At 54.7% G+C, this 20658-nt stretch carries 15 protein-coding genes; 6 read left to right on the top strand and 9 right to left on the bottom strand.

Features of this window, described 5'->3' with window-relative positions; translation table 11 throughout:
- Positions 1 to 61: 61 nt before the first annotated feature.
- A complete protein-coding gene (locus AC07P6_RS27495) occupies positions 62 to 268 on the top strand; it encodes a DUF1107 domain-containing protein (protein WP_110274431.1) in 207 nt (68 codons plus the stop codon).
- Positions 269 to 335: 67 nt separating this feature from the next.
- Here AC07P6_RS27495 and araC read toward each other — a convergent pair whose 3' ends face one another.
- The 5 genes from araC to msrA all read right to left on the bottom strand — a co-directional run bounded on the left by araC (position 336) and on the right by msrA (position 7005).
- Positions 336 to 1208: an arabinose operon transcriptional regulator AraC gene (gene araC, locus AC07P6_RS27490; RefSeq protein WP_478315132.1), complete on the bottom strand. Its 873-nt coding sequence runs from the start codon at positions 1206 to 1208 to the stop codon at positions 336 to 338.
- 29 nt (positions 1209 to 1237) lie between these two features.
- Complete coding sequence (locus AC07P6_RS27485) at positions 1238 to 3247, bottom strand: beta-galactosidase (protein ID WP_478315131.1); 2010 nt, start codon at positions 3245 to 3247, stop codon at positions 1238 to 1240.
- Between the two features lie 18 nt (positions 3248 to 3265).
- A complete protein-coding gene (locus tag AC07P6_RS27480; RefSeq protein WP_478315130.1) occupies positions 3266 to 4498 on the bottom strand; it encodes an oligosaccharide MFS transporter in 1233 nt (410 codons plus the stop codon).
- Positions 4499 to 4843: 345 nt separating this feature from the next.
- A complete protein-coding gene (gene paeA, locus AC07P6_RS27475; protein ID WP_110274423.1) occupies positions 4844 to 6187 on the bottom strand; it encodes a polyamine export protein PaeA in 1344 nt (447 codons plus the stop codon).
- 179 nt (positions 6188 to 6366) lie between these two features.
- Entirely contained in the window at positions 6367 to 7005 is a 639-nt protein-coding gene (gene msrA, locus AC07P6_RS27470; protein ID WP_182235779.1) for a peptide-methionine (S)-S-oxide reductase MsrA, read from the bottom strand.
- 218 nt (positions 7006 to 7223) lie between these two features.
- Between msrA and tamA the strand changes: the two genes are divergently transcribed.
- Complete coding sequence (gene tamA / locus AC07P6_RS27465) at positions 7224 to 8957, top strand: autotransporter assembly complex protein TamA (RefSeq protein WP_478315129.1); 1734 nt, start codon at positions 7224 to 7226, stop codon at positions 8955 to 8957.
- Positions 8958 to 9005: 48 nt separating this feature from the next.
- Here the strand turns inward: tamA and AC07P6_RS27460 are convergent, their stop codons facing one another.
- A complete protein-coding gene (locus AC07P6_RS27460) occupies positions 9006 to 10136 on the bottom strand; it encodes an RNA-guided endonuclease InsQ/TnpB family protein (protein ID WP_478315128.1) in 1131 nt (376 codons plus the stop codon).
- A gap of 119 nt (positions 10137 to 10255) precedes the next feature.
- Between AC07P6_RS27460 and tamB the strand changes: the two genes are divergently transcribed.
- Positions 10256 to 14032: an autotransporter assembly complex protein TamB gene (gene tamB, locus AC07P6_RS27455; RefSeq protein WP_478315127.1), complete on the top strand. Its 3777-nt coding sequence runs from the start codon at positions 10256 to 10258 to the stop codon at positions 14030 to 14032.
- A gap of 2 nt (positions 14033 to 14034) precedes the next feature.
- Entirely contained in the window at positions 14035 to 14379 is a 345-nt protein-coding gene (locus tag AC07P6_RS27450) for a gamma-glutamylcyclotransferase family protein (protein WP_004098039.1), read from the top strand.
- A 192-nt stretch (positions 14380 to 14571) separates the two neighbouring features.
- Here the strand turns inward: AC07P6_RS27450 and AC07P6_RS27445 are convergent, their stop codons facing one another.
- From AC07P6_RS27445 to ppa, 3 genes are all read right to left on the bottom strand, one after another.
- The gene (locus AC07P6_RS27445) at positions 14572 to 15861 is read right to left on the bottom strand and encodes a hypothetical protein (RefSeq protein ID WP_478315126.1); all 1290 of its coding nucleotides are present in this window, start codon (positions 15859 to 15861) and stop codon (positions 14572 to 14574) included.
- Positions 15861 to 17054, bottom strand: a complete 1194-nt coding sequence (locus tag AC07P6_RS27440; protein WP_478315125.1) for a hypothetical protein — start codon at positions 17052 to 17054, stop codon at positions 15861 to 15863. The genes AC07P6_RS27445 and AC07P6_RS27440 overlap by 1 nt, the downstream gene beginning before the upstream one ends.
- A gap of 75 nt (positions 17055 to 17129) precedes the next feature.
- Positions 17130 to 17657: an inorganic diphosphatase gene (ppa, locus tag AC07P6_RS27435; protein ID WP_005134479.1), complete on the bottom strand. Its 528-nt coding sequence runs from the start codon at positions 17655 to 17657 to the stop codon at positions 17130 to 17132.
- A 403-nt stretch (positions 17658 to 18060) separates the two neighbouring features.
- Between ppa and ytfQ the strand changes: the two genes are divergently transcribed.
- Positions 18061 to 19017 (top strand): galactofuranose ABC transporter, galactofuranose-binding protein YtfQ, encoded by a 957-nt coding sequence (gene ytfQ, locus AC07P6_RS27430; RefSeq protein ID WP_478315124.1) that lies wholly within the window; start codon positions 18061 to 18063, stop codon positions 19015 to 19017.
- 129 nt (positions 19018 to 19146) lie between these two features.
- The gene (gene ytfR, locus AC07P6_RS27425) at positions 19147 to 20649 is read left to right on the top strand and encodes a galactofuranose ABC transporter, ATP-binding protein YtfR (RefSeq protein ID WP_434660470.1); all 1503 of its coding nucleotides are present in this window, start codon (positions 19147 to 19149) and stop codon (positions 20647 to 20649) included.
- The last annotated feature ends 9 nt before the right edge of the window (positions 20650 to 20658 follow it).

Raw genomic sequence — 20658 nt, 5'->3', positions numbered from 1 at the left:
CGCTCCCGATACGTGGGCTAACTGTGGCACCACAAGAGCGTAACCCTGGCAGGAGACAACAATGAAAATTTTCCAACGCTACAACCCGCTACAAGTAGCGAAGTACGTGAAAATCCTGTTCCGTGGACGTTTGTATATCAAGGATGTTGGCGCTTTTGAGTTCGATAAGGGCAAAATCCTTATCCCGAAGGTTAGGGACAAGCTGCATTTGTCAGTGATGTCCGAAGTCAATCGTCAGGTTATCCGTCTGCAAACAGAGATGGCTTAACCTGAATAGTGGTATGGCAACACGGTAAAAAGGCGGCTCCCAACGGGAGCCGTTGATGTTTCTGGGCTTATCCCTTCATTTCCGCATAGCGTTTACGGTACTCGCCCGGCGGGATGCCGTTATGTTTACGGAAAATTCGCGTGAAATAGACCGGATCTCCATAACCCACCGACAGCGCGATTTTATTAAGCGGCAGCGAGGTACTCTGGATCAGCCACTTAGCGCGGTTGATACGCTGGGTCTCGCGCCAGGCGTATACCGTTTGTCCCAGCTCATTTTTGAACAGATGCGCCAGTCGCGACGGGGAGATAAAAACCATCGCCGCCAGAGTCTCAATCTTAACCTCCTGCGCGATATGCTCGTTAAGGTAGTCGCATATGGCGTTAATACGCGGATCGTGAGCGTGGCGGTTGCTGATCGGCTGTAGTTGGAAGCAACTGAGGATCAGGCGCTCCAGTGCGTTCATCGCCAGCGCTTCTGAGAGTGGGGCAGATGCCGAGTGATGACGGATGACCTCATAGAAAAGATCGCGCAGATTTTGCAACTGCTCAGGATCGTTAACCGTTGTCTTGCCGATACTGTGGGTGGATTGATCCCATTTCAGCCAGTCTATCCAGTAGGGCCGGGGGATAAAGTAGATCCATAAATGATCCCAGTACTCGCTGTGTTCGTCCCGCCCATAATGGTGAGCCACGCCGGGCGGGAACAGCAAAAGATCGTTTTCACGGAACAGAAGGGAGCCGTCGCCCGCTTTGGCGCGCGCCTGCCCACGCAAGGTTAGATTGATGATATAGCCTTTCATTCCCTGCGGGCGGTTAATGTAGTAATCCAGCTTTGAACCGCGAGTGATGGGGGTAAAGCCTGCGACAACCCAGGCGTTGAAGGTAAAGGTCTTCATCAAGGGTGAGAAATTAAGTAACTCGTTGATATCCAGCTCCATATTTCCCCCGCCTGAGCGCCGCTGCTTGATTAACTTTCGATGATACTAAATTCCCATGCCTTGAGACGCAACGGCTGGTCGCAGCGCACTTCATCCCCGCTCAATAACGCTTTGCCTGCCGTTTCGCTGATAAACTCCAGCGGCTCACCGGAGTAGTTGAACAAGAAGTGGATGCTGTTGCCATTGCGATTGCGCATTTTTTTGACCACCAGTGGATAGCGATATTCAGACGTGCGCGAGTGCAGATCCAGACCCGCGGTCAGGGCGTCAAACAGCTGGCTAATCAATGTCTTCTGCGGCAGAAAGCCTACGTAAATCGCGCGACCCTGACCGTAAGCCGCCTCGGTGGCGGCAGCATATTCGCCCCACGCCGGATGCTGATAACGTAATAACGTGCAGGTGCCGGAATCCGGCGTCAGCAGCTCCATCCATAGCTCGGCCTGGTTATCCTTGCTGCAATCGATCGCTGCGCTGCATGAGGCCACCGTGGTCTCCTCCGGCAGGGTGAACTGACTGTAGCTCACACCGCAGGCCCGGTGCAAAATCCCCGGCTGCGTGCCGCTACGCACCTTCACATTTTCATCACTAAAGCCTGATTTAAAGCCGATAAGCGCTCTGCCGCCCTGTTCAATATAGCGGTTGATCCGCTCCAGCAGGCCATCGTCGGCGGCGTATAACCCGGGGATAACCAGCGTGCGATAGCGCGAGGTCTCTTCGTTGACGTCGTGGATGATATCGACGCTGATATTGTGGTCGTACAGCGCATCATGGAAACGGCGGAAAATATCGTTGTAAATATTGCCCTGCGCGTCGCCGGGGCGGAACTGGTTTAGGGCGTCCATCGCCTCATTGCTTACCAGCAGCGCGACGTCGTTTTCTGCCCGCAGATCCGCCAACTGTGGCGACAGACGGGCGAAGTCAGCGCCGATAGTGGTGGCTTCCTGCCAGGTCGCGTTGCGCGAGAAGTCATGGCTTAGCAACCCCTTCCAGTAGGTCTCGAATGAGTTATGAATTGAATGCCAGTGCCAGTAGGAGACCATCGCCGCACCGGATGCCACGTGGCTAAAAGCCTGTAGACGTAGCTGACCGGGGTAGGGTGTCCATTGGGCGAAGCCCTGTGCCTGGGTCTCCAGTACGAAGTAGTTCCGGCCCTGCTTTAGCGAACGGGTGATAGCACCGCCAAAAGCGATTTCCCGCCCAGTCAGGTGCTTTTGGCTCGGGTGATAGATATCGACACCGGCAATATCCAGCGCCTGTGCAGCCGCGAAGTGATCGACTCGCGGCTGTACGCCATAGGAGTAACCGCGCCATTCAAAATCGAAGTTATGGGTGACAAACTGCTGCGGCTGCGCATATTCGCGCACGATCTCCGCCTGCCAGGCCAGATATTCCGTCACCTGCTGGCGCTGGTAGCGGGAGAACGCGCAGGCGAGGCTGGCGTTAATGGTATTTTCGACCGGCGGAAAATCCTGCCAGCTATCGATGCGGTTGCTCCAGTAATCCAGACCGAAGTCTTTATTCAACTGCGCCAGATCGGGATATTGCTCTTGCAGGCTGCGCACAAAGCCCTCCTGCATATAGCGGCCGATATTATCGTAATGCTTGGTTTCGTTATCCAACTGCCAGCCAATAATCGCTGGGTGGTGCTGCACGTGGGCCATCAGGGTACGGATAATCTTTTCGGCATAGCGACGAAAGACTGGGTTAACGATATCCATGATCTGTCGTGGGCCATATTTTTGCTGCCCGTCCACAGTAGTGACCAGAATGTCCGGGTGTTTCGCCACCAGCCAGGTCGGGACGGCGTAGGTCGGCGTGCCGATAATTACCGCGATCCCGGCTTCGTGCATGGCGTCCAGTACCCGGTCGATATGGTAGAAGTTGAACACTCCTTCTTGCGGCTCAAGGGTGCTCCAGGTGGACTCGGCAATACGTACCACGTTAATGCCCGTTTCTTGCATTAAGGCGATATCTTTCGCCAGCCGATCTTCTGGCATATATTCATCGTAATAAGCAACACCATAATATAAAGCAGACATAAAATTTACCTCCTTAAATTAATGCGCGGGGACCGGCTGTGGAACAAAAGTTCGGGCTTTGTCGAGAGTAATAAACGAAATCAGCGTAAAGCACAGCGCAATACCGCCGAGAACGATGTAGCTGCTGGTAAAGCCCATGCTCTGGTACATATGACCGATACCGGTAGAAAGGAAAATAGAACTAAAGCTTTTAGAAAACTGGAAGCCGATTAAATAAACGGTGGCGGAAAGCAGCGGGTTGAAATTGGCAAAAATATATTTTAATGCTGCAACGAGCAGGACCGAGCTTTCGAAACCGTGGAGCAGTTTAATCAGGCTGATGGAGACCGGACCAACAGCCCAGGCGGAACCGATAATACGCAGGCTCATAATCATCCCGCAGTACAGCAGGGCGTTTTTCGGGCCAATTTTATTGACGAACCACGGGGCGAAGAACATCACGATGGCATCAAGGAAAATCTGACCGGTGGTTAAATAGCCGAAGACCTCTGCACCGCGTGCTTTGCTCTCAAAGAAGTGGCTGTAATAGATGGCGAACTGTTGATCGTAGGTTTCATACACCGCGCCAACGCCAACCATATAAATGGCGAAGAACCAGAATTTCTTCATTTTCAGCAGCGAGGTGGCATCGCTTAAGGTGACCGGTGAAGCCTTGCCAGGCTGCATTGCACCCTGCTTACGAGTATCAATCTGCATTTTCCAGACAATCACCAGCAGGCAAACCCCGGCACAGCTGGCCAGCCAGAAAATCATATTCTGGTCGATCCCATAGAGCTTACCTGCCGCAAAGGTGCCGATAGCGGCGCCAATGCCGCCAAACATTCTGGCGCGGCCAAACTCAAACCCGGAAGCGCGGCTGACCTTATCAATGTAGGCTTCGCAAATACCGCAGCCTGCACCGTAGGCCAGACCAATATAGATGCCTCCTGCCAGCGCGCCGAGAAAGACGTTAATTTTTAATAGGGGGGCGAAGACGTAAATCCAGTAGGGCGCGAATAAGGTAATAATTATCGCCAGCATCCACATCAGATTCTTACGGTAAACTAATTTATCAGAGACAAAGCCGAATAATGGCTGAACGCAAACGGCAATAATCGCAGTGAAGGAATAAACCAGACCCACATCGGTGTAATTAATACCGATAGTCTCCGTCAGCCACAGAGATAAATAGGGGTAACAGCATCCCCAGCCAATAAAGAAGAACAGGAAAAACAGACAGCTTATATAGTAATTTTTATTTGATTCTATCATGGTAACCCTCGCTTCCTTTATGCAGGAATATGATCGTGTTGTCGCGAGCAAAGTTACCTTTTTGCGTAAGGGGGAGTCATGAAAGTTTCGCTATGGAGCAGTAAAAATCTGCTATCGCCAGTGAGGCGTGAGCCGCTTCACATTCGGGCAATAAAAAAGGCGGATTTTTAATCCACCTCAGTTTATTGGTAAAGTGCACTTCTCTGAAATCGCCCGGTGGCGGCTAGCGCCTTACCGGGTCTACGACAAATGCGGAATTCGTTGATAGTGTGGGTTTTGTAGGCCGGGCAAGGCGTCAGCCGCCGCCCGGCAGGAACAGCGAGCACGATTGTGTTCGAGAAAAAATTACGCCGACTCTTTTTCTTTATCCGCGGCATCCGGCAGTTTAGGTACCAGCACCGTCGGTTTATTGTCGATTCGGGTCACCAGCAGCTGGTCGATGCGATAGTTGTCGATATCCACCACTTCGAACTTATAGCCGGAGAATTTCACCGCATCGGTGCGTTTGGGGATTTTCCGCAGCATAAACATCATAAAGCCGCCAATGGTCTCGTAATTGCCGGACTGCGGGAAATCATCGATATCCAGCACCCGCATCACGTCGTCAATCGGCGTGCCGCCGTCAATCAGCCAGGAGTTTTCATCGCGCGCGACGATTTGTTCTTCCAGCCCCTGACCAACCAGGTCGCCCATCAGGGTGGTCATCACGTCGTTGAGGGTGATAATCCCGACCACCAGCGCATATTCGTTCATGATCACCGCGAAGTCTTCACCGGCGGTTTTGAAGCTTTCCAGCGCTTCAGACAGCGTCAGGGTATCTGGAACAATCAGCGTATTGCGAATTTGCACGCCACCGGTCAGCACCAGGCTCTGGTTCGCCAGCACGCGGTTCAGCAGGTCTTTGGAGTCAACGTAACCGATGATGTGGTCGATATCTTCATTACAGACCAGGAATTTGGAGTGCGGATGTTCCGCCACCTTATTCTTCAGGCTCTGTTCATCTTCGTGCAGATCGAACCAGATGACGTTTTCACGCGAGGTCATTGATGAAGGCACGGTGCGTGATTCCAGCTCGAACACATTCTCAATCAGCTCATGTTCCTGCTTACGCAGCACCCCGGCCAGCGCCCCGGCTTCAAACACCGCGTAGACATCATCGGAGGTAATGTCATCTTTACGCACCATCGGAATTTTGAAGATGCGGAAGATGTTATTGGCCATGCCGTTAAACAACCACACCAGCGGGCGGAAGATAAACAGGCAGAAGCGCATCGGGTTGATGATGCGCAAAGCGACGGCTTCGGGCGCAATCATACCGATGCGTTTCGGAGTCAGGTCAGCAAACAGGATGAACAGGCTGGTGACCAGGGTAAAGGAGATGATAAAGCTTAACTGCTCGGAGAGCTCCGGTGATAAATAGCGGCTCAGCAGGCCGTGAAAAGCCGGTGAAAATGCAGCGTCGCCGACGATACCGCCAAGAATTGCTACCGCGTTAAGGCCGATTTGCACCACGGTGAAGAACATACCGGGGTTTTCCTGCATTTTGAGCACGCGTTGAGCGTTGACGTTGCCATCATCGGCCAGCAGTTTGAGTTTGATTTTACGTGACGCGGCCAGCGAAATTTCCGATATCGAAAAGAACGCACTGACGGCTATCAGACAAAGTATTACTAAAATACTGTTTAACATATCTTATCTGACCGTTGAGATCAGATCCTCGGAAGGGAAGTGGATAACGCTAAGTGGAATTCACAAAAAACCGGTCCGAAGGCTCTGGACCGGCGATAACACGGGGTAGTATAGCGTAAGGTACTGTAAAGCCGCCAGAGCGTTAATTATTCAATCCGGCGGCCTGCAGATCGGTGAAATCAGGCCTGCGGCGGCAAACAAACGCCAATCCCGCCGATACCGCAGTATCCATACGGGTTCTTATGCAGATACTGCTGGTGGTCATCTTCCGCATAATAGAACGGTTTCGCTGTGGCGATTTCAGTGGTGATCGCGCGGGTGTCGTTCGCTTCATTCATTGCCGCCTGAAAACGCGCCAGGCTGGCCTTCGCCGCTTCACTCTGCTCTGGCGTCAGCGGATAAATCGCGGAACGATATTGCGTACCGTGGTCGTTACCCTGCTGCATCCCCTGTGCCGGGTCGTGATTTTCCCAGAATACCTGTAGCAGCTGATCATAGCTGATGACCTGCGGATCGTAGACCACGCGCACGGCTTCGGCATGACCGGTATCGCCGCTGCACACTTCGCGATAGGTCGGGTTTGGCGTATAGCCGCCAGTGTATCCAGCAGCGGTGCTGTAAACTCCAGGCAACTGCCAGAACAGGCGTTCGACGCCCCAGAAACAGCCCATGGCAAACAGGGCGACTTCCATTCCTGCAGGTACGTTAGTCATCGAGTGGCCATTAACGGCGTGGAGTGTGGCTACCGGCATTGGCGTGTTGCGCCCCGGCAGCGCATCCGCTTGGGCGACAAGATGCGTTTTATCAAATAGACTCACGGTTGGCCTCTCAAAACAGAAAATGTGGTTTATGTGGTTAAGGTTGTAACGAAGCGTGTCTTTTAACACAATAGACACGCTCAATACGTCTAGATTTAACCATAAGAATAATTTGGGCAATCGTCACTTTTTCAACCCTTAGTTGTTAGGGTTTTGTTAAGCCGTGGAGCGGCACTTTCGTTTCCTTCGGGGGGAAACAAGGATATTCAGGAGAAAACGTGCTACAAATCCGCCAGTTATGTATCACCAGCCTTTTGCTGGTCAGCGGGGTCGCCAGCGCAGCGAGCGTGCGTTTGCAGGTTGAGGGGTTATCCGGGGAACTGGAAAAAAACGTCCGCGCCCAACTATCCACGATCCAGAGCGATGAAGTGACGCCGGACCGGCGCTTCCGTGCGCGCGTTGATGACGCCATCCGCGAAGGCCTGAAAGCGCTGGGCTACTACGAACCAACGATCGATTTTGATTTACGTCCGCCGCCGGCGAAGGGGCGTCAGGTCCTGATCGCTAAAGTGACGCCCGGCGAGCCGGTGCGTATTGGCGGCACCGAAGTGATTTTGCGCGGTGGGGCCCGAACCGACAGCGACTATCTGGGTCTGCTCAAAACGCGCCCGGCTATCGGCACCGTGCTAAATCACAGCGACTATGATGGCTTCAAAAGCTCCCTGACCCGCGTTGCGCTGCGTAAAGGCTACTTTGATAGCGAGTTTAATAAAAGCCAGCTCGGCGTCTCTCTCGACAGACATCAGGCCTTCTGGGATATCGACTACAACAGCGGCGAACGCTACCGTTTTGGCCCCGTGACCTTTGAAGGTTCGCAGATTCGCGATGAATACCTGCAAAACCTGGTGCCGTTTAAGCAGGGCGACTACTACACCTCGCAGGATTTAGCCGAACTCAACCGCCGCCTGGCGGCAACCGGCTGGTTTAGCTCTGTCGTTGTGGCACCGCAGTTTGAAAAGTCCCGTCAGACCAAAGTTCTGCCTTTACAAGGCGTGGTCTCCCCACGTAAAGAGAATACCGTTGAAACCGGCGTCGGCTATTCCACCGACGTCGGGCCGCGCGTCAAAGGGACGTGGAAAAAGCCGTGGATGAACTCCTACGGTCATAGCCTGACCTCCAGCCTCAGCGTTTCCGCCCCTGAACAGCAGCTCGATTTCAGCTATAAAGTCCCGCTGTTAAAAAGCCCGCTTGAGCAGTACTACCTGATGCAGGGCGGCTTCAAGCGTACGGATCTCAACGACACCAAAGCCGATTCCACAACTCTGGCCGTGTCGCGCTACTGGGAGATGTCGAGCGGCTGGCAGCGCGCGCTCAACCTGCGCTGGAGCCTTGACCACTTTACCCAGGCTAACGTCACCAACACGACCATGCTGATCTACCCCGGCGTGTCGGTAAACCGGACCCGCTCGCGCGGCGGCCTGATGCCGACCTGGGGTGATTCGCAGCGCTACTCGGTGGACTACTCCAACACCATGTGGGGCTCGGACATTAACTTTATCGTGATGCAGGCGCAGGACGTCTGGATCCGTACCCTCTACGATCGCCACCGCTTCGTGGTGCGCGGTAACCTCGGCTGGATTGAAGCCGATAACTTCAGCAAGGTCCCGCCAGACCTGCGTTTCTTCGCCGGTGGCGACCGCAGCATTCGTGGGTATAAATACAAATCTATCTCGCCTAAAGACGATGATGGCAAGTTGATGGGGGCCTCGAAGCTGGCCACTGGCTCGCTGGAATATCAGTACAACGTGACCGGCAAGTGGTGGGGGGCGGTGTTCGTCGATAGCGGCGAAGCGGTGAGCGATATCCGTAAGAGTGATTTCAAAACCGGCGCGGGTCTTGGCGTTCGCTGGCAGTCACCGGTCGGGCCGATCAAGCTGGATATCGCCAGGCCGATAGGCGACAAAGAAGAGCACGGTTTACAGTTTTACATCGGTCTGGGGCCTGAATTGTGACTGCTCCCCGCCGTAAACGGCGAAGATTCCCACTTCACGGAGTCGAACCTAAGCCGCAATGAGCGATTCAGGATTTACAGACTCTCCATGGGCTAACACTGCCAGCCCGGCAGCTTTGATATTACGCGCCGCGTTAATGTCGCGATCATGGTCCGCGCCGCATTCCGGGCAATGCCATTTACGAACATCCAGAGGTATTTTTTGCATGGTGAAACCGCAACAGCTACAGCGTTTTGAGGACGGGAAAAACGGGTCGATTGCGACCACTGAACGCCCGGCCCATTCGCCTTTGTACCGGAGCTGGCGCGTAAACTCCCCCCAGCCTGCGTCTGTTATCGCCTTTGATAGCGACGGGTTGCGGAGCATGTTCTTCACTTTGAGGGATTCAACGCAAACAACCTGGTTCTCGTTTATCAGTTTGCGGGATGCCTTATGCAGGGCATCCAGACGGCAATCGGCTATTTTCGCGTGGAGGCGGGCCACCTTTAAGCGGGCTTTGGCACGGTTCTTTGAGCCTCTGGCCTTTTTGCTTAACCGGCGCTGGAGTCGCGCCAGGCGTGCCGCGTATTTAGCGGTATGGCGGGGATTGCCGGATTTAAATCCGGTATCGGTGACGAACAAATCTTTTAAACCCACATCAATGCCGACTGTTTTAGCTGTGACCGGCAGTGATACAGGTTCAAACTCGCAGAGACAGGAGACGAAATATCGCCCGGCGGTGTCTCTGGAAAGGGTGACGGTAGACGGAGCAGATGGCAATTCACGGCTCCAGCGCACATCTAACGGCGCTTTGCTCTTTGCCATATACAGCTTGCCGTCGCGGTATTTGAATGCGCTGGCGGTTAATTCAGCGGCCTGCTTATGGCGCTTACTTTTGAATGTCGGGTATGCAGCACGCCCGGCGAAGAAGTTCACAAAGGCGGTCTGTTGGTGGCGTAAAGACTGCTGCAATGGCACACAGGAAACATCATTGAGCCAGGCAAATTCTGGTTCCTTTTTCAGGGCCGTTAAGCGGGCATTTGCCTGGATATACCCCATTTTCTCCTTCCGTTCGTCGTACGCATCAGTGCGCCAGCGAAGGATTGAATTGTAGACAAAACGCACGCAGCCGAACGTCCGGGCCAGAAGCTCAGCCTGTTCGGCTGTTGGATAGAATCGAAATTTATATGCGCGTTTCATATTTCACATCATATACACAAATCAGTGGGACTGTAAATGTATACAGGTAGACCCAAAATATGGTTAGTTTCCTCTTTCCTCCCCGCCCGCATTGGGCGAGGTATCCGGAGGGCTATTTAATGAGTTTATGGAAGAAAATAAGCCTCGGCGTGCTGATCTTTCTGGTGTTGCTGCTGGGGACGGTTGGATTTCTGGTCGGCACCACCACCGGCCTGCATCTGGTGATTAAAGCCGCCGACCGCTGGGTTCCGGGGCTGGATATCGGTAAAGCCACCGGCGGCTGGCGCGACCTGACGCTGGAGAACGTACGCTTTGAACAGCCGGGCGTGGCGGTTACCGCCGGTCAGTTTCACCTTGGCGTCAAGCTGCGCTGCCTGTGGGACAGCAGCCTGTGCGTTAACGATATCTCGCTGCGCGATATCTACGTGGCGATCGATACCAGTAAGATGCCGCCAGCGGCGCCGGTTGAGGAAGAAGATAGCGGTCCGCTAAATCTTTCTACCCCGTATCCGATTACCCTGAGCCGAGTGGCGCTGCATAACGTTAACGTGAAAATCGACGATACCGCCGTTTCGCTGCGCGACTTTTCCACCGGTCTGAACTGGCAGGAGAAAAACCTGACCCTGACGCCGACCTCCCTGCAAGGGCTGCTGATCGCGCTGCCGAAGGTGGCGAAGGTGGCCCAGGAGCAGGTGGTCGAGCCGAAAATTGACAACCCGCAGCCGCAAGAAAAGCCGCTCGGCGAGACGATGAAAGACCTCTTCTCGAAGCCGGTGCTGCCGGAAATGGCCGACGTCCATCTGCCGCTGAATCTCAATATCCAGGAGTTCCGCGGCGAACAGCTGCGCCTGACCGGCGATACCGATATGACCATCTACAATCTGCTGCTTAAAGTGAGCAGCATTGATGGGCAGATGAAGCTGGACGCGCTGGACGTGGACTCTGACCAGGGGAAAGTCACCGCTTCCGGTAGCGCTCAGCTGCAGGACAACTGGCCGGTTGATATCACCCTCAACAGTACGCTGAACATCGACCCGCTCAAGGGCGAGAAGGTACAGCTGAAAGTCGGCGGCGAAGTACGTAAAAAGCTGGCTATCGGCGTGGATTTAGCCGGTTCCGTGGCGATGACGCTACGCGCCGAAGCGCAGCTGGCGGAAGCTGGGCTGCCGCTGGATATGGAAGTGAAAAGCAAGCAGCTCTACTGGCCGTTTACCGGCGAGAAAGAGTTCCAGGCTGACGATGTGCTGCTGAAATTTAACGGCAAAATGACCGACTACACCCTGGCCTTCAGCACTGCGGTGAAAGGGAAATCCCTGCCTCCGGCGAAGATTAACCTGAACGCGAAGGGCAATGAGCAGCAGGTCAATCTCGATAAGCTGACCGTCGCCGCACTGGAAGGGAAGACCGAGCTGAAAGCGCTGCTCGACTGGCAGCAGGCAATCAGCTGGCGCGGCGAGTTGACCCTTGACGGCATCAATACCGCCAAAGAGGTGCCGGACTGGCCGTCGAAGCTCAACGGTCTGATTAAGACTCAGGGCAGCCTGTACGGTGGTAGCTGGCAGATGTCGGTGCCGGAGCTGAAGATCACCGGTAACGTGAAACAAAATAAAGTTGATGTGAGTGGCTCGCTGCAGGGCAACAGCTATATGCAGTGGAAAATCCCCGGTCTGCATCTGGCGCTAGGCCCTAATAGTGCCGACGTGAAAGGCGAGCTGGGGGTCAAAGACCTTAACCTCGACGCCACCATTGATGCCCCGCATCTCGACAACGCGCTACCGGGCCTCGGCGGCACGGCGAAGGGGCTGGTGAAAGTGCGCGGCACCGTTGATGCGCCGCAGTTGCTGGCAGATATCACCGCCCGTGCGCTGCGCTGGCAGGAGCTGTCCGTTGCTCAGGTGAACGTGAAGGGCGACGTTAAATCAACCGACCAAATTGGCGGCACCCTCGATGTGCGCGTTGACCGTATTAGCCAGCCGGGCGTCAATATCAGCCTGGTGCAGCTCAATGCCAAGGGCAACGAGAAGCAGCACGACCTGCAGCTGAGAGTGCAGGGTGACCCGGTATCAGGGCAGCTGTTGCTGGCGGGGAGTTTTGACCGTAAAGAGGAGCGCTGGAAAGGGACGCTGAGCAATACCCGCTTCCAGACGCCGGTCGGGCCGGTTGCGCTGACGCGTGATATTGCGCTGGATTACCGTAACCTCGAGCAGAAAATCAGTATCGGGCCACACTGCTGGACCAACCCGAACGCCGAGCTGTGCGTGCCGCAGACTATCGACGCCGGGGCAATCGGGCATGCAGTGGTCAACCTCAACCGTTTCGACCTGGCGATGCTCAAACCGTTTATGCCAGAAGAGACGCTGGCCAGCGGCGTGTTTAGCGGTAACGCTGACGTGAGCTGGGACACCACCAAAGAGGGGCTGCCGCAGGGCAAAGTGACGCTGAACGGGCGTAACGTGAAGGTGACTCAGACCATTAACGATGCGCCGCTGCCGGTGGCGTTCGATACGCTGAACCTCACTGCCGATCTGCATAATAACCGTGCTCAGTTGGGCTGGCTGATTCGCCTGACCAATAACGGTCAACTGGATGGACAGGTTGATGTCACCGATCCGCAGGGTCGCCGTAATCTGGGCGGTAGCGTTAATATCAGCAACTTCTCGCTAGCGATGATCAACCCTATCTTCTCGCGCGGCGAGAAGGCTGAAGGGAAGCTTAACGCGCGTCTGACTCTTGGTGGTAACCTCCAGAGCCCGCAGCTGTTCGGTCAGATGCAGCTCAACGGCGTGGATATTGACGGCAACTTTATGCCGTTTGATATGCAGCCGAGCCAGCTGGCGATGAATTTCACCGGTACCCGCTCGACCCTACAGGGCACGGTGAATACCCGACAGGGGCAGATTGCGCTTAGCGGCAACGCCGACTGGACGCAGATTGACAACTGGCGTGCGCAAATTGCGGCGAAGGGCAGCCGGGTACGAATTACCGTGCCGCCGATGGTGCGTCTCGACGTGTCGCCGGATGTGGTCTTCACCGCCACGCCAAGCCTGTTCAGCCTTGACGGCAACGTTGATATACCGTGGGCGCGTATCATCGTCAAAGATGTTCCGGAGAGCGCCGTCGGGGTCTCTTCTGACGAGGTGATGTTGGATAAAAACCTGCAACCGATTAAGCAGCAGAGCGCCGGTATCCCCATCAATAGTAACCTGACGATCCACGTCGGTAATAACGTTCGCCTGGAAGCATTCGGCCTGAAAGCGCGTTTAACCGGCGATTTGAAGGTGGCTCAGGATAAACAAGGGCTGGGGCTGAACGGGCAGATCAACATTCCGGACGGTCGCTTCCATGCCTATGGGCAGGATCTGATCGTGCGTAAAGGCGAGCTGCTGTTCTCCGGTCCACCGGATCAGCCGTTGTTGAATATCGAAGCTATTCGCAACCCGGATGCCACAGAAGACGACGTGATCGCCGGGGTTCGCGTAACGGGCTCAGCCGATCAGCCGAAGGCGGAGATCTTCTCCGACCCGGTGATGTCGCAGCAAGAAGCGCTTTCTTACCTGCTGCGAGGGCAGGGTTTAAGCAGCGGACAGAGCGATAGTGCGGCCATGACCTCAATGCTTATTGGTATGGGGGTTGCACAAAGTGGTCAGGTTGTGGGTAAAATCGGTGAGACGTTTGGCGTAAGCAATTTGGCGCTGGACACCGAGGGAGTGGGCGACTCCTCCCAGGTGGTAGTTAGCGGCTATGTATTGCCGGGTCTGCAGGTAAAATATGGGGTCGGGATTTTTGACTCCCTGGCGACGCTGACGTTACGCTATCGTCTGATGCCTAAGCTATATATGGAAGCCGTGTCTGGCGTAGATCAGGCTCTCGATGTGCTCTATCAGTTTGAGTTTTAGCAATGCGAATATTTGTTTACGGCAGTTTACGACGCAAGCAAGGCAACAGCCACTGGATGACCAACGCTCAGTGGCTGGGCGATCATAGTGTCAACGATTATCAATTGTATAGCCTGGGCCACTATCCAGGCGCGGTGCCCGGAGATGGCACGGTACATGGTGAGGTCTATCGTATTGACGCATCGACGCTGGCCGAATTAGATGCGCTGCGTACCAAAGGCGGCGAGTATGCTCGTCACCTGATCCAGACGCCCTATGGCAGCGCCTGGATGTACGTCTATCAGCGCCCTGTCGAGGGCTTCACGCTGATAGAAAGCGGCAACTGGTTGGATAAAGACCAGTATTAATAACGATAACGCCACCTTCGGGTGGCGTTGTTTTTTGCGGGTTAGCACCGGCTGGTTTTTGCCGCCCGGCTTAGCGTAGCGCTTAGTTCCCCGGAGGCGGCGCTCAGCGCGCCTTGTCCGGGCTACCGGCCCGCAGACGGCTGGAAACCGGTCGGCAGGATCAGCTAAACCCTATCCATATGGTCGGCCGGATTATTCAAATGTACCGATCTGATAGTTCAACGTACGGTAATACTCAGGGAAACGGATAAACCGATCGCCAGCGCCATCAAATACCACGTTTTTCCCCGGTAGCTTATAGCGTTGCCAGTTCTTGCCGTCATCGCGGGAAAGGTACAAATGCGTTCTGTCGCCGATATCTTTTTCTACTGCCAGCAGGTTAAGCCCGGCATAAATTTTCCCTAACCGATCGATATGCTCAAGCATCAGCTCCAGCGTGCCGTTTTCCTCTAGCCGATACAGGCCATAGCGTGAAGCGCTTATTCTGCTGGTGAAAAGAATCTCTCCCTGCGGCGAACGGACGATATCGCGGATATTGGTGGCGAGAATTTGCTCCTGCTGTGCGGAGATAATTTGATAGAGAAAACGGCGTTCTCCCCGGCCTTCAGGAAGCGAAACGGTCACGTCGGCCAGTAGTCGCTGGCGGTTATCGATATACCAGCGTAGCTGGCTCAGCCTGGCAGACTGTTCTGCGCTATTGTCCCACTGGATAGTGTTGCGCTTTAGTAGCGGGCGAATATCGGCTGCGATTTGCCAACTTTGTCCCTGGTCTTCTGAAACGGAAAGCGTGTACTGATCCGCCAGCCATAGCTTGCCTGCCTCGGCGCTGACCAGCTTCTGGGAATAAAAGCGTGATGGCATATCTGGCTCAGGAAAGCGCCACTGCGTCAGCTGCTGCCAGCTGATGCCGCCGCCCGGGCTATACCAGACGCTCTTGTTGGCGTGAAAAGGCCCATCGGCAATCAGATAGCACTCACCCTGAAGCGTGCAAACAGGGGCGTCGATGTTTCCCAGCCATAGCGCGGAAGTCTGGAGCTGGCCCTGGCGAGCGAGATGCATGATGCTGGTCAGAGGAATGTTAAACCTGTCATCCCCGCGGTCGGTAGAAGTAAACCGGTTATACCGGCCTTTAATATCGCGTTCCAGCTGCTCTTTTGCCACGAGACGGACGTTAAGCAACTGGGATATAAGAGGCGTTATTCGTTCAAGCGGCGGGTTGTAATGGTGAATAACGCGCCGCTGTTGTTTATCCAGCTCATAGCGTTTGACGGTAAACAGCTGTTCGTGGCTGATAAACAGCGCACCGTTGGAAAAGCTGCTGATAATCGGGTCTTCAACCTCTTTTTCCTCGCCGCTCAGTTGGTGCTGCTGCCACGAGATGTTGGGCAGGAAGAGGTTAAACGAAAACGTCGCGGACCACAGGAAAGCTGCCAGCGTGACTATCGCGAGAAACAGTAACCGGCGCTTTATCGTGCTGAACATTACATCAGCTCCTGAAGCGTGGTATTAGCTTTGGCGCGACCGAGGTAGCGCTTAAATGCACGCTGTAACGTTAGCCAGTCGCCCACGCGGCCTGAGAGCATACGGGTCGCCAGACTGCACAGTTCGAGGAGCGCGATTATCCCGCCGATACACAACAACGTTAAGGAAAACAGGTCGAGCATCTCTGTGGCGAATATCCAGCCGTCCCAGCCGGATACTCGCATATCATTCATCTCCAGGCCGAACATAAACAGGAACATGACTAGCGCGATGCTATAAAATACCTTATAGACCAGCGACATTTGTTGTTCGCCGGGATAGAACGGATGAGCTTTCAGATAAGCGCCGCCATCGCTGCCGTTATAGAGCGCTTGAATATCGCGATTGTCGCGCCGATATACGGCGATTATTCGATCGCCGCCAGCCAGAAAAGGCGGATGACGGCGGTAAAAAAGAGGGTGGAGGTCCCATCGGGTGCCGGTGGTTTGCCAGGAGAAAGAGAGCGGCGCGGCGTTGCACTGGAACAGGACGCCGTGATAGTCGCGATGCGTTTTTCCTGCGCCGGTGGACCACTTCTTAAAATAGAGGCTTTTGATTATCCCTTCTTCAACGCTGAAGCGCTCTGGAACGGGAGTATCGTCGGGAAAGGGGGGGATGCTGCGCCTGGTGGCGGTCGCTACAGGCTGACAGAAGGAGAAATCTCCGCGCCGGACCCGTTCCATTTTCAGCAGTAGCTCGCGCATTTCGGGATGTGCCGTTTGGGCAAAGCGGTGCACCAGGCCGCATAGCCCCACCAGCGCAACTCCCAGCGCCAGCGCCGCGATGACACCGAAAGTGATGACAGCCCAGACTGCGGTTAAATAAATGTAGGTTGGGCAGGCGATAGAGATAAACGCCAGAGTGCCGATAAAAAACGCCAGTAGTTTACCTTTCAGCGACGGCCTGGCCGGTTCGAGCAGAACGTTGCCGTCGCTCAGCCAGTGGATCCAGAAGCTGCCATCCGGCAGGCGGCGAGCGCCAATATGCAGCGGCTGGTTGAGCTTAAGCTGCTCAAAAAGTGTGGGATCCTGGAAGTAACGCGTATCGGTATAAAAAACGTGGTCACCAGCGACAAGGCGCAGATAGCTTTGTTTCTCAGAAGCGGCAGGGGTAAATCCGGTAAAATTCAGGGTGAAATAGCGGGTGTTTTTCACAAGGTTCCCTCTTGTGCAAGGCTGCAGCGATCCGTTGCTGCAAACAGGCAGGGCGGGCGCCCTGCCTGAAAGAGATTACTTCTTAGCGCGCTCGAAGGAAGCAACGATTTCAGCTTTAGCTGCTTCAGCGTTGTCCCAACCGTCAACTTTTACCCATTTGCCCGCTTCGAGATCTTTGTAGTGCTCGAAGAAGTGGGTGATCTGCGCTTTCAGCAGGTCTGGCAGGTCGTTCACATCTTTGATGTGATCGTATTCTTTGCTCAGCTTGGTGTGCGGTACCGCAACCAGTTTCGCATCTTCGCCGGATTCGTCGGTCATTTTCAGAACGCCAACCGGACGGCAGCGGATCACAGAACCTGGCTCCAGCGGATACGGAGTCGGGACCAGAACGTCTACCGGGTCACCGTCCAGAGACAGGGTGTGGTTGATGTAACCGTAGTTGCACGGATAGAACATCGCCGTGGACATGAAACGGTCAACGAACAGTGCACCGCTCTCTTTGTCGACTTCGTATTTGATTGGGTCTGCGTTCGCCGGGATCTCGATCACGACGTAGATGTCTTCCGGCAGATCTTTGCCCGCAGGTACGTTGAGTAAGCTCATGTCTGTTTCCTTTAAAATGTATGGCAAACAAGTGCCCGGTATTATAGCCAACTCACATCGAATGTCTTTGCTTCTTTTTCCCCAGAACAGGTGGGCGAAGTCTGAATTTTTTGCCGCAAGACAACCTGAAAATCCATAAACATAGCTGCATCCTGAATAAATTTATGTAACCGTTTTCATCGCATATGCTTGATATCTCAAAGTGTGAAAAATTCCGGCATAAATGGTGAGGATGGCGTAGGTCGCGAAGCCTCACCGGCTCTCTACTGCCGTGAATCACGTCAGTTAACACCTGATTAACTTTTTTGAAGTGTGATGTAACGCATTCAGTTACATCTCCGATTGTCTATAGTTTGTCCGCAGGTGAGGCTTTAACCAACAATAACCCTACGAGGATCCTCTTATGTGGAAGCGCTTACTTCTTGTCACAGCAGTTTCCGCAGCTATGTCGTCTATGGCTATGGCTGCCCCTCTGACCGTAGGTTTTTCTCAGGTCGGCTCTGAATCCGGCTGGCGTGCGGCTGAAACCAACGTTGCGAAAGAGGAAGCCGCCAAGCGCGGCATCACTCTGAAGATTGCTGACGCCCAACAAAAACAGGAAAACCAGATTAAAGCCGTACGTTCCTTTATTGCTCAGGGCGTCGACGCCATCTTTATTGCCCCGGTGGTCGCGACCGGCTGGGAACCGGTACTAAAAGAAGCGAAAGAAGCAAAAATCCCGGTATTCCTGCTCGACCGTTCTATTGATGTTAAAGACAAAGATCTCTACATGACCACCGTCACCGCCAACAACGTGCTGGAAGGCCAGCTGATTGGCGAGTGGCTGGTGAAAACCGTTGACGGTAAACCGTGTAACGTCGTTGAGCTACAGGGCACCGTCGGGGCCAGCGTGGCGATTGACCGTAAGAAAGGCTTTGCTGAAGCGATTTCTAAAGCCTCCAATATCAAAATTATCCGCTCCCAGTCCGGCGACTTTACCCGCAGTAAAGGCAAAGAAGTGATGGAGAGCTTTATCAAAGCGGAAAATAACGGCAAGAACATTTGCATGGTTTACGCCCATAACGACGACATGGTGATCGGCGCGATTCAGGCGATTAAAGAGGCCGGGCTGAAGCCGGGTAAAGATATTCTGACCGGTTCTATCGACGGCGTGCCGGATATCTATAAAGCGATGATGACCGGTGAAGCGAACGCCAGCGTAGAGCTGACGCCGAATATGGCCGGCCCGGCGTTTGACGCGCTGGAGAAATACAAAAAAGACGGCACTCTGCCGGAGAAAGTGACCATCACCAAATCGACGCTCTACTTACCGGATACGGCGAAAGAAGAGTTAGAGAAGAAGAAAAATATGGGCTACTAAGCGGCTGATACCCTCACCCCAACCCTCTCCCTGAAAGGGAGAGGGAGCCGGGCGGTGCGGGTTGCTAGTTGGGCACAATATGTTCCCTCTCACCCTCGGGGAGAGGGCCAGGGTGAGGGGGAGCGCAGCATGACCACTGAAACCAACCTGGAAATCCTCCGCACTGAGGGGCTCTGCCAGTATTTCCCCGGCGTGAAAGCGCTGGATAACGTTAACTTCAGCCTGCGGCGTGGTGAAATTATGGCGCTGCTCGGCGAAAACGGTGCTGGAAAATCAACGCTCATCAAAGCGCTGACCGGTGTTTACCATGCCAACAGTGGCAGCATCTGGCTGGAAGGTCAGGAGATCTCGCCGAAGAATACCGCCCATGCCCAGCAGTTGGGGATCGGCACCGTTTACCAGGAAGTGAACCTGCTGCCGAATATGTCGGTGGCGGATAATCTGTTTATTGGTCGTGAACCACGGCGTTTTGGCCTGCTGCGGCGCAAAGAGATGGAAAAGCGCGCCACGGCGCTAATGGAATCCTACGGTTTTTCCCTCGACGTGCGCGAACCGCTCAACCGCTTTTCGGTCGCGATGCAGCAGATTGTTGCTATCTGTCGGGCGATCGATCTGTCAGCAAAAGTCTTAATTCTTGATGAACCCACCGCCAGTCTGGATACCCAGGAGGTGGAGATGCTCTTCACCTTGATGCGCCAACTGCGCGATAGCGGCGTCAGCCTGATTTTCGTCACCCACTTCCTCGACCAGGTTTATGCCGTCAGCGACCGGATCACCGTTTTGCGTAATGGCGGCTTCGTCGGCTGTCGGGAAACCCGCGAGCTGCCGCAAATTGAACTGGTGAAAATGATGCTGGGCCGCGAGCTGGAGCATAACGCCCTGCAGCGTGCGGGCCGCACTCTGCTAAGCGACAAACCGGTTGCCGCCTTCGAGGGTTTTGGCAAAAAAGGCACCATCGCCCCGTTTAATCTGCAGGTTCGCCCCGGGGAAATCGTCGGCCTGGCGGGTCTGCTAGGCTCAGGGCGCACGGAAACCGCTGAGGTCATTTTCGGCATCAAACCCGCCGACAGCGGCAAAGCGTGGATCAAAGGCAAACCGCAAACCCTGCGCTCGCCGCATCAGGCCTCCTGCCTTGGAATCGGCTTTTGCCCGGAAGATCGTAAAACCGACGGCATCATCGCCGCCGCCTCGGTGCGGGAAAATATCATTCTCGCGCTCCAGGCACAGCGCGGTTGGCTGCGCCCGATTGGTCGGCGCGAACAAAATGAGATTGCCGAGCGTTTTATCCGTCAGTTGGGGATCCGTACCCCCAGCGCCGAGCAGCCGATCGAGTTCCTCTCCGGCGGCAATCAGCAGAAGGTGCTGCTCTCGCGCTGGCTGCTGACCAAACCGCAGTTTCTGATCCTGGATGAACCGACTCGCGGTATCGACGTGGGTGCCCATGCGGAGATCATCCGCCTGATTGAAACCCTCTGCGCCGATGGTCTGGCGCTGCTGGTTATCTCTTCGGAGCTGGAAGAATTGGTGGGTTATGCCGACCGAGTGATTATCATGCGCGATCGCCAACAGGTGGCGGAACTGGCTCTGAGCGAGCTCTCCGTCCCGGCGATCATGAACGCTATTGCGGCATAAGGAGTAACC

The sequence above is a fragment of the Klebsiella sp. GFKo11 genome, assembly GCF_056490265.1.
The sequence above is the reverse complement of the archived record's forward strand: the minus strand, read 5'-3'. Positions and strand labels throughout refer to the sequence as shown.

Excerpts from the sequence above, each read along its gene's own strand:
- AC07P6_RS27495 (WP_110274431.1), top strand. The coding sequence starts at position 62 with ATGAAAATTTTCCAACGCTACAACCCGCTACAAGTAGCGAAGTACGTG.
- araC (WP_478315132.1), bottom strand. The coding sequence starts at position 1,208 with ATGGAGCTGGATATCAACGAGTTACTTAATTTCTCACCCTTGATGAAG.
- AC07P6_RS27485 (WP_478315131.1), bottom strand. The coding sequence starts at position 3,247 with ATGTCTGCTTTATATTATGGTGTTGCTTATTACGATGAATATATGCCA.
- AC07P6_RS27480 (WP_478315130.1), bottom strand. The coding sequence starts at position 4,498 with ATGATAGAATCAAATAAAAATTACTATATAAGCTGTCTGTTTTTCCTG.
- paeA (WP_110274423.1), bottom strand. The coding sequence starts at position 6,187 with ATGTTAAACAGTATTTTAGTAATACTTTGTCTGATAGCCGTCAGTGCG.
- AC07P6_RS27460 (WP_478315128.1), bottom strand. The coding sequence starts at position 10,136 with ATGAAACGCGCATATAAATTTCGATTCTATCCAACAGCCGAACAGGCT.
- tamB (WP_478315127.1), top strand. The coding sequence starts at position 10,256 with ATGAGTTTATGGAAGAAAATAAGCCTCGGCGTGCTGATCTTTCTGGTG.
- AC07P6_RS27450 (WP_004098039.1), top strand. The coding sequence starts at position 14,035 with ATGCGAATATTTGTTTACGGCAGTTTACGACGCAAGCAAGGCAACAGC.
- AC07P6_RS27445 (WP_478315126.1), bottom strand. The coding sequence starts at position 15,861 with ATGTTCAGCACGATAAAGCGCCGGTTACTGTTTCTCGCGATAGTCACG.
- ppa (WP_005134479.1), bottom strand. The coding sequence starts at position 17,657 with ATGAGCTTACTCAACGTACCTGCGGGCAAAGATCTGCCGGAAGACATC.
- ytfQ (WP_478315124.1), top strand. The coding sequence starts at position 18,061 with ATGTGGAAGCGCTTACTTCTTGTCACAGCAGTTTCCGCAGCTATGTCG.
- ytfR (WP_434660470.1), top strand. The coding sequence starts at position 19,147 with ATGACCACTGAAACCAACCTGGAAATCCTCCGCACTGAGGGGCTCTGC.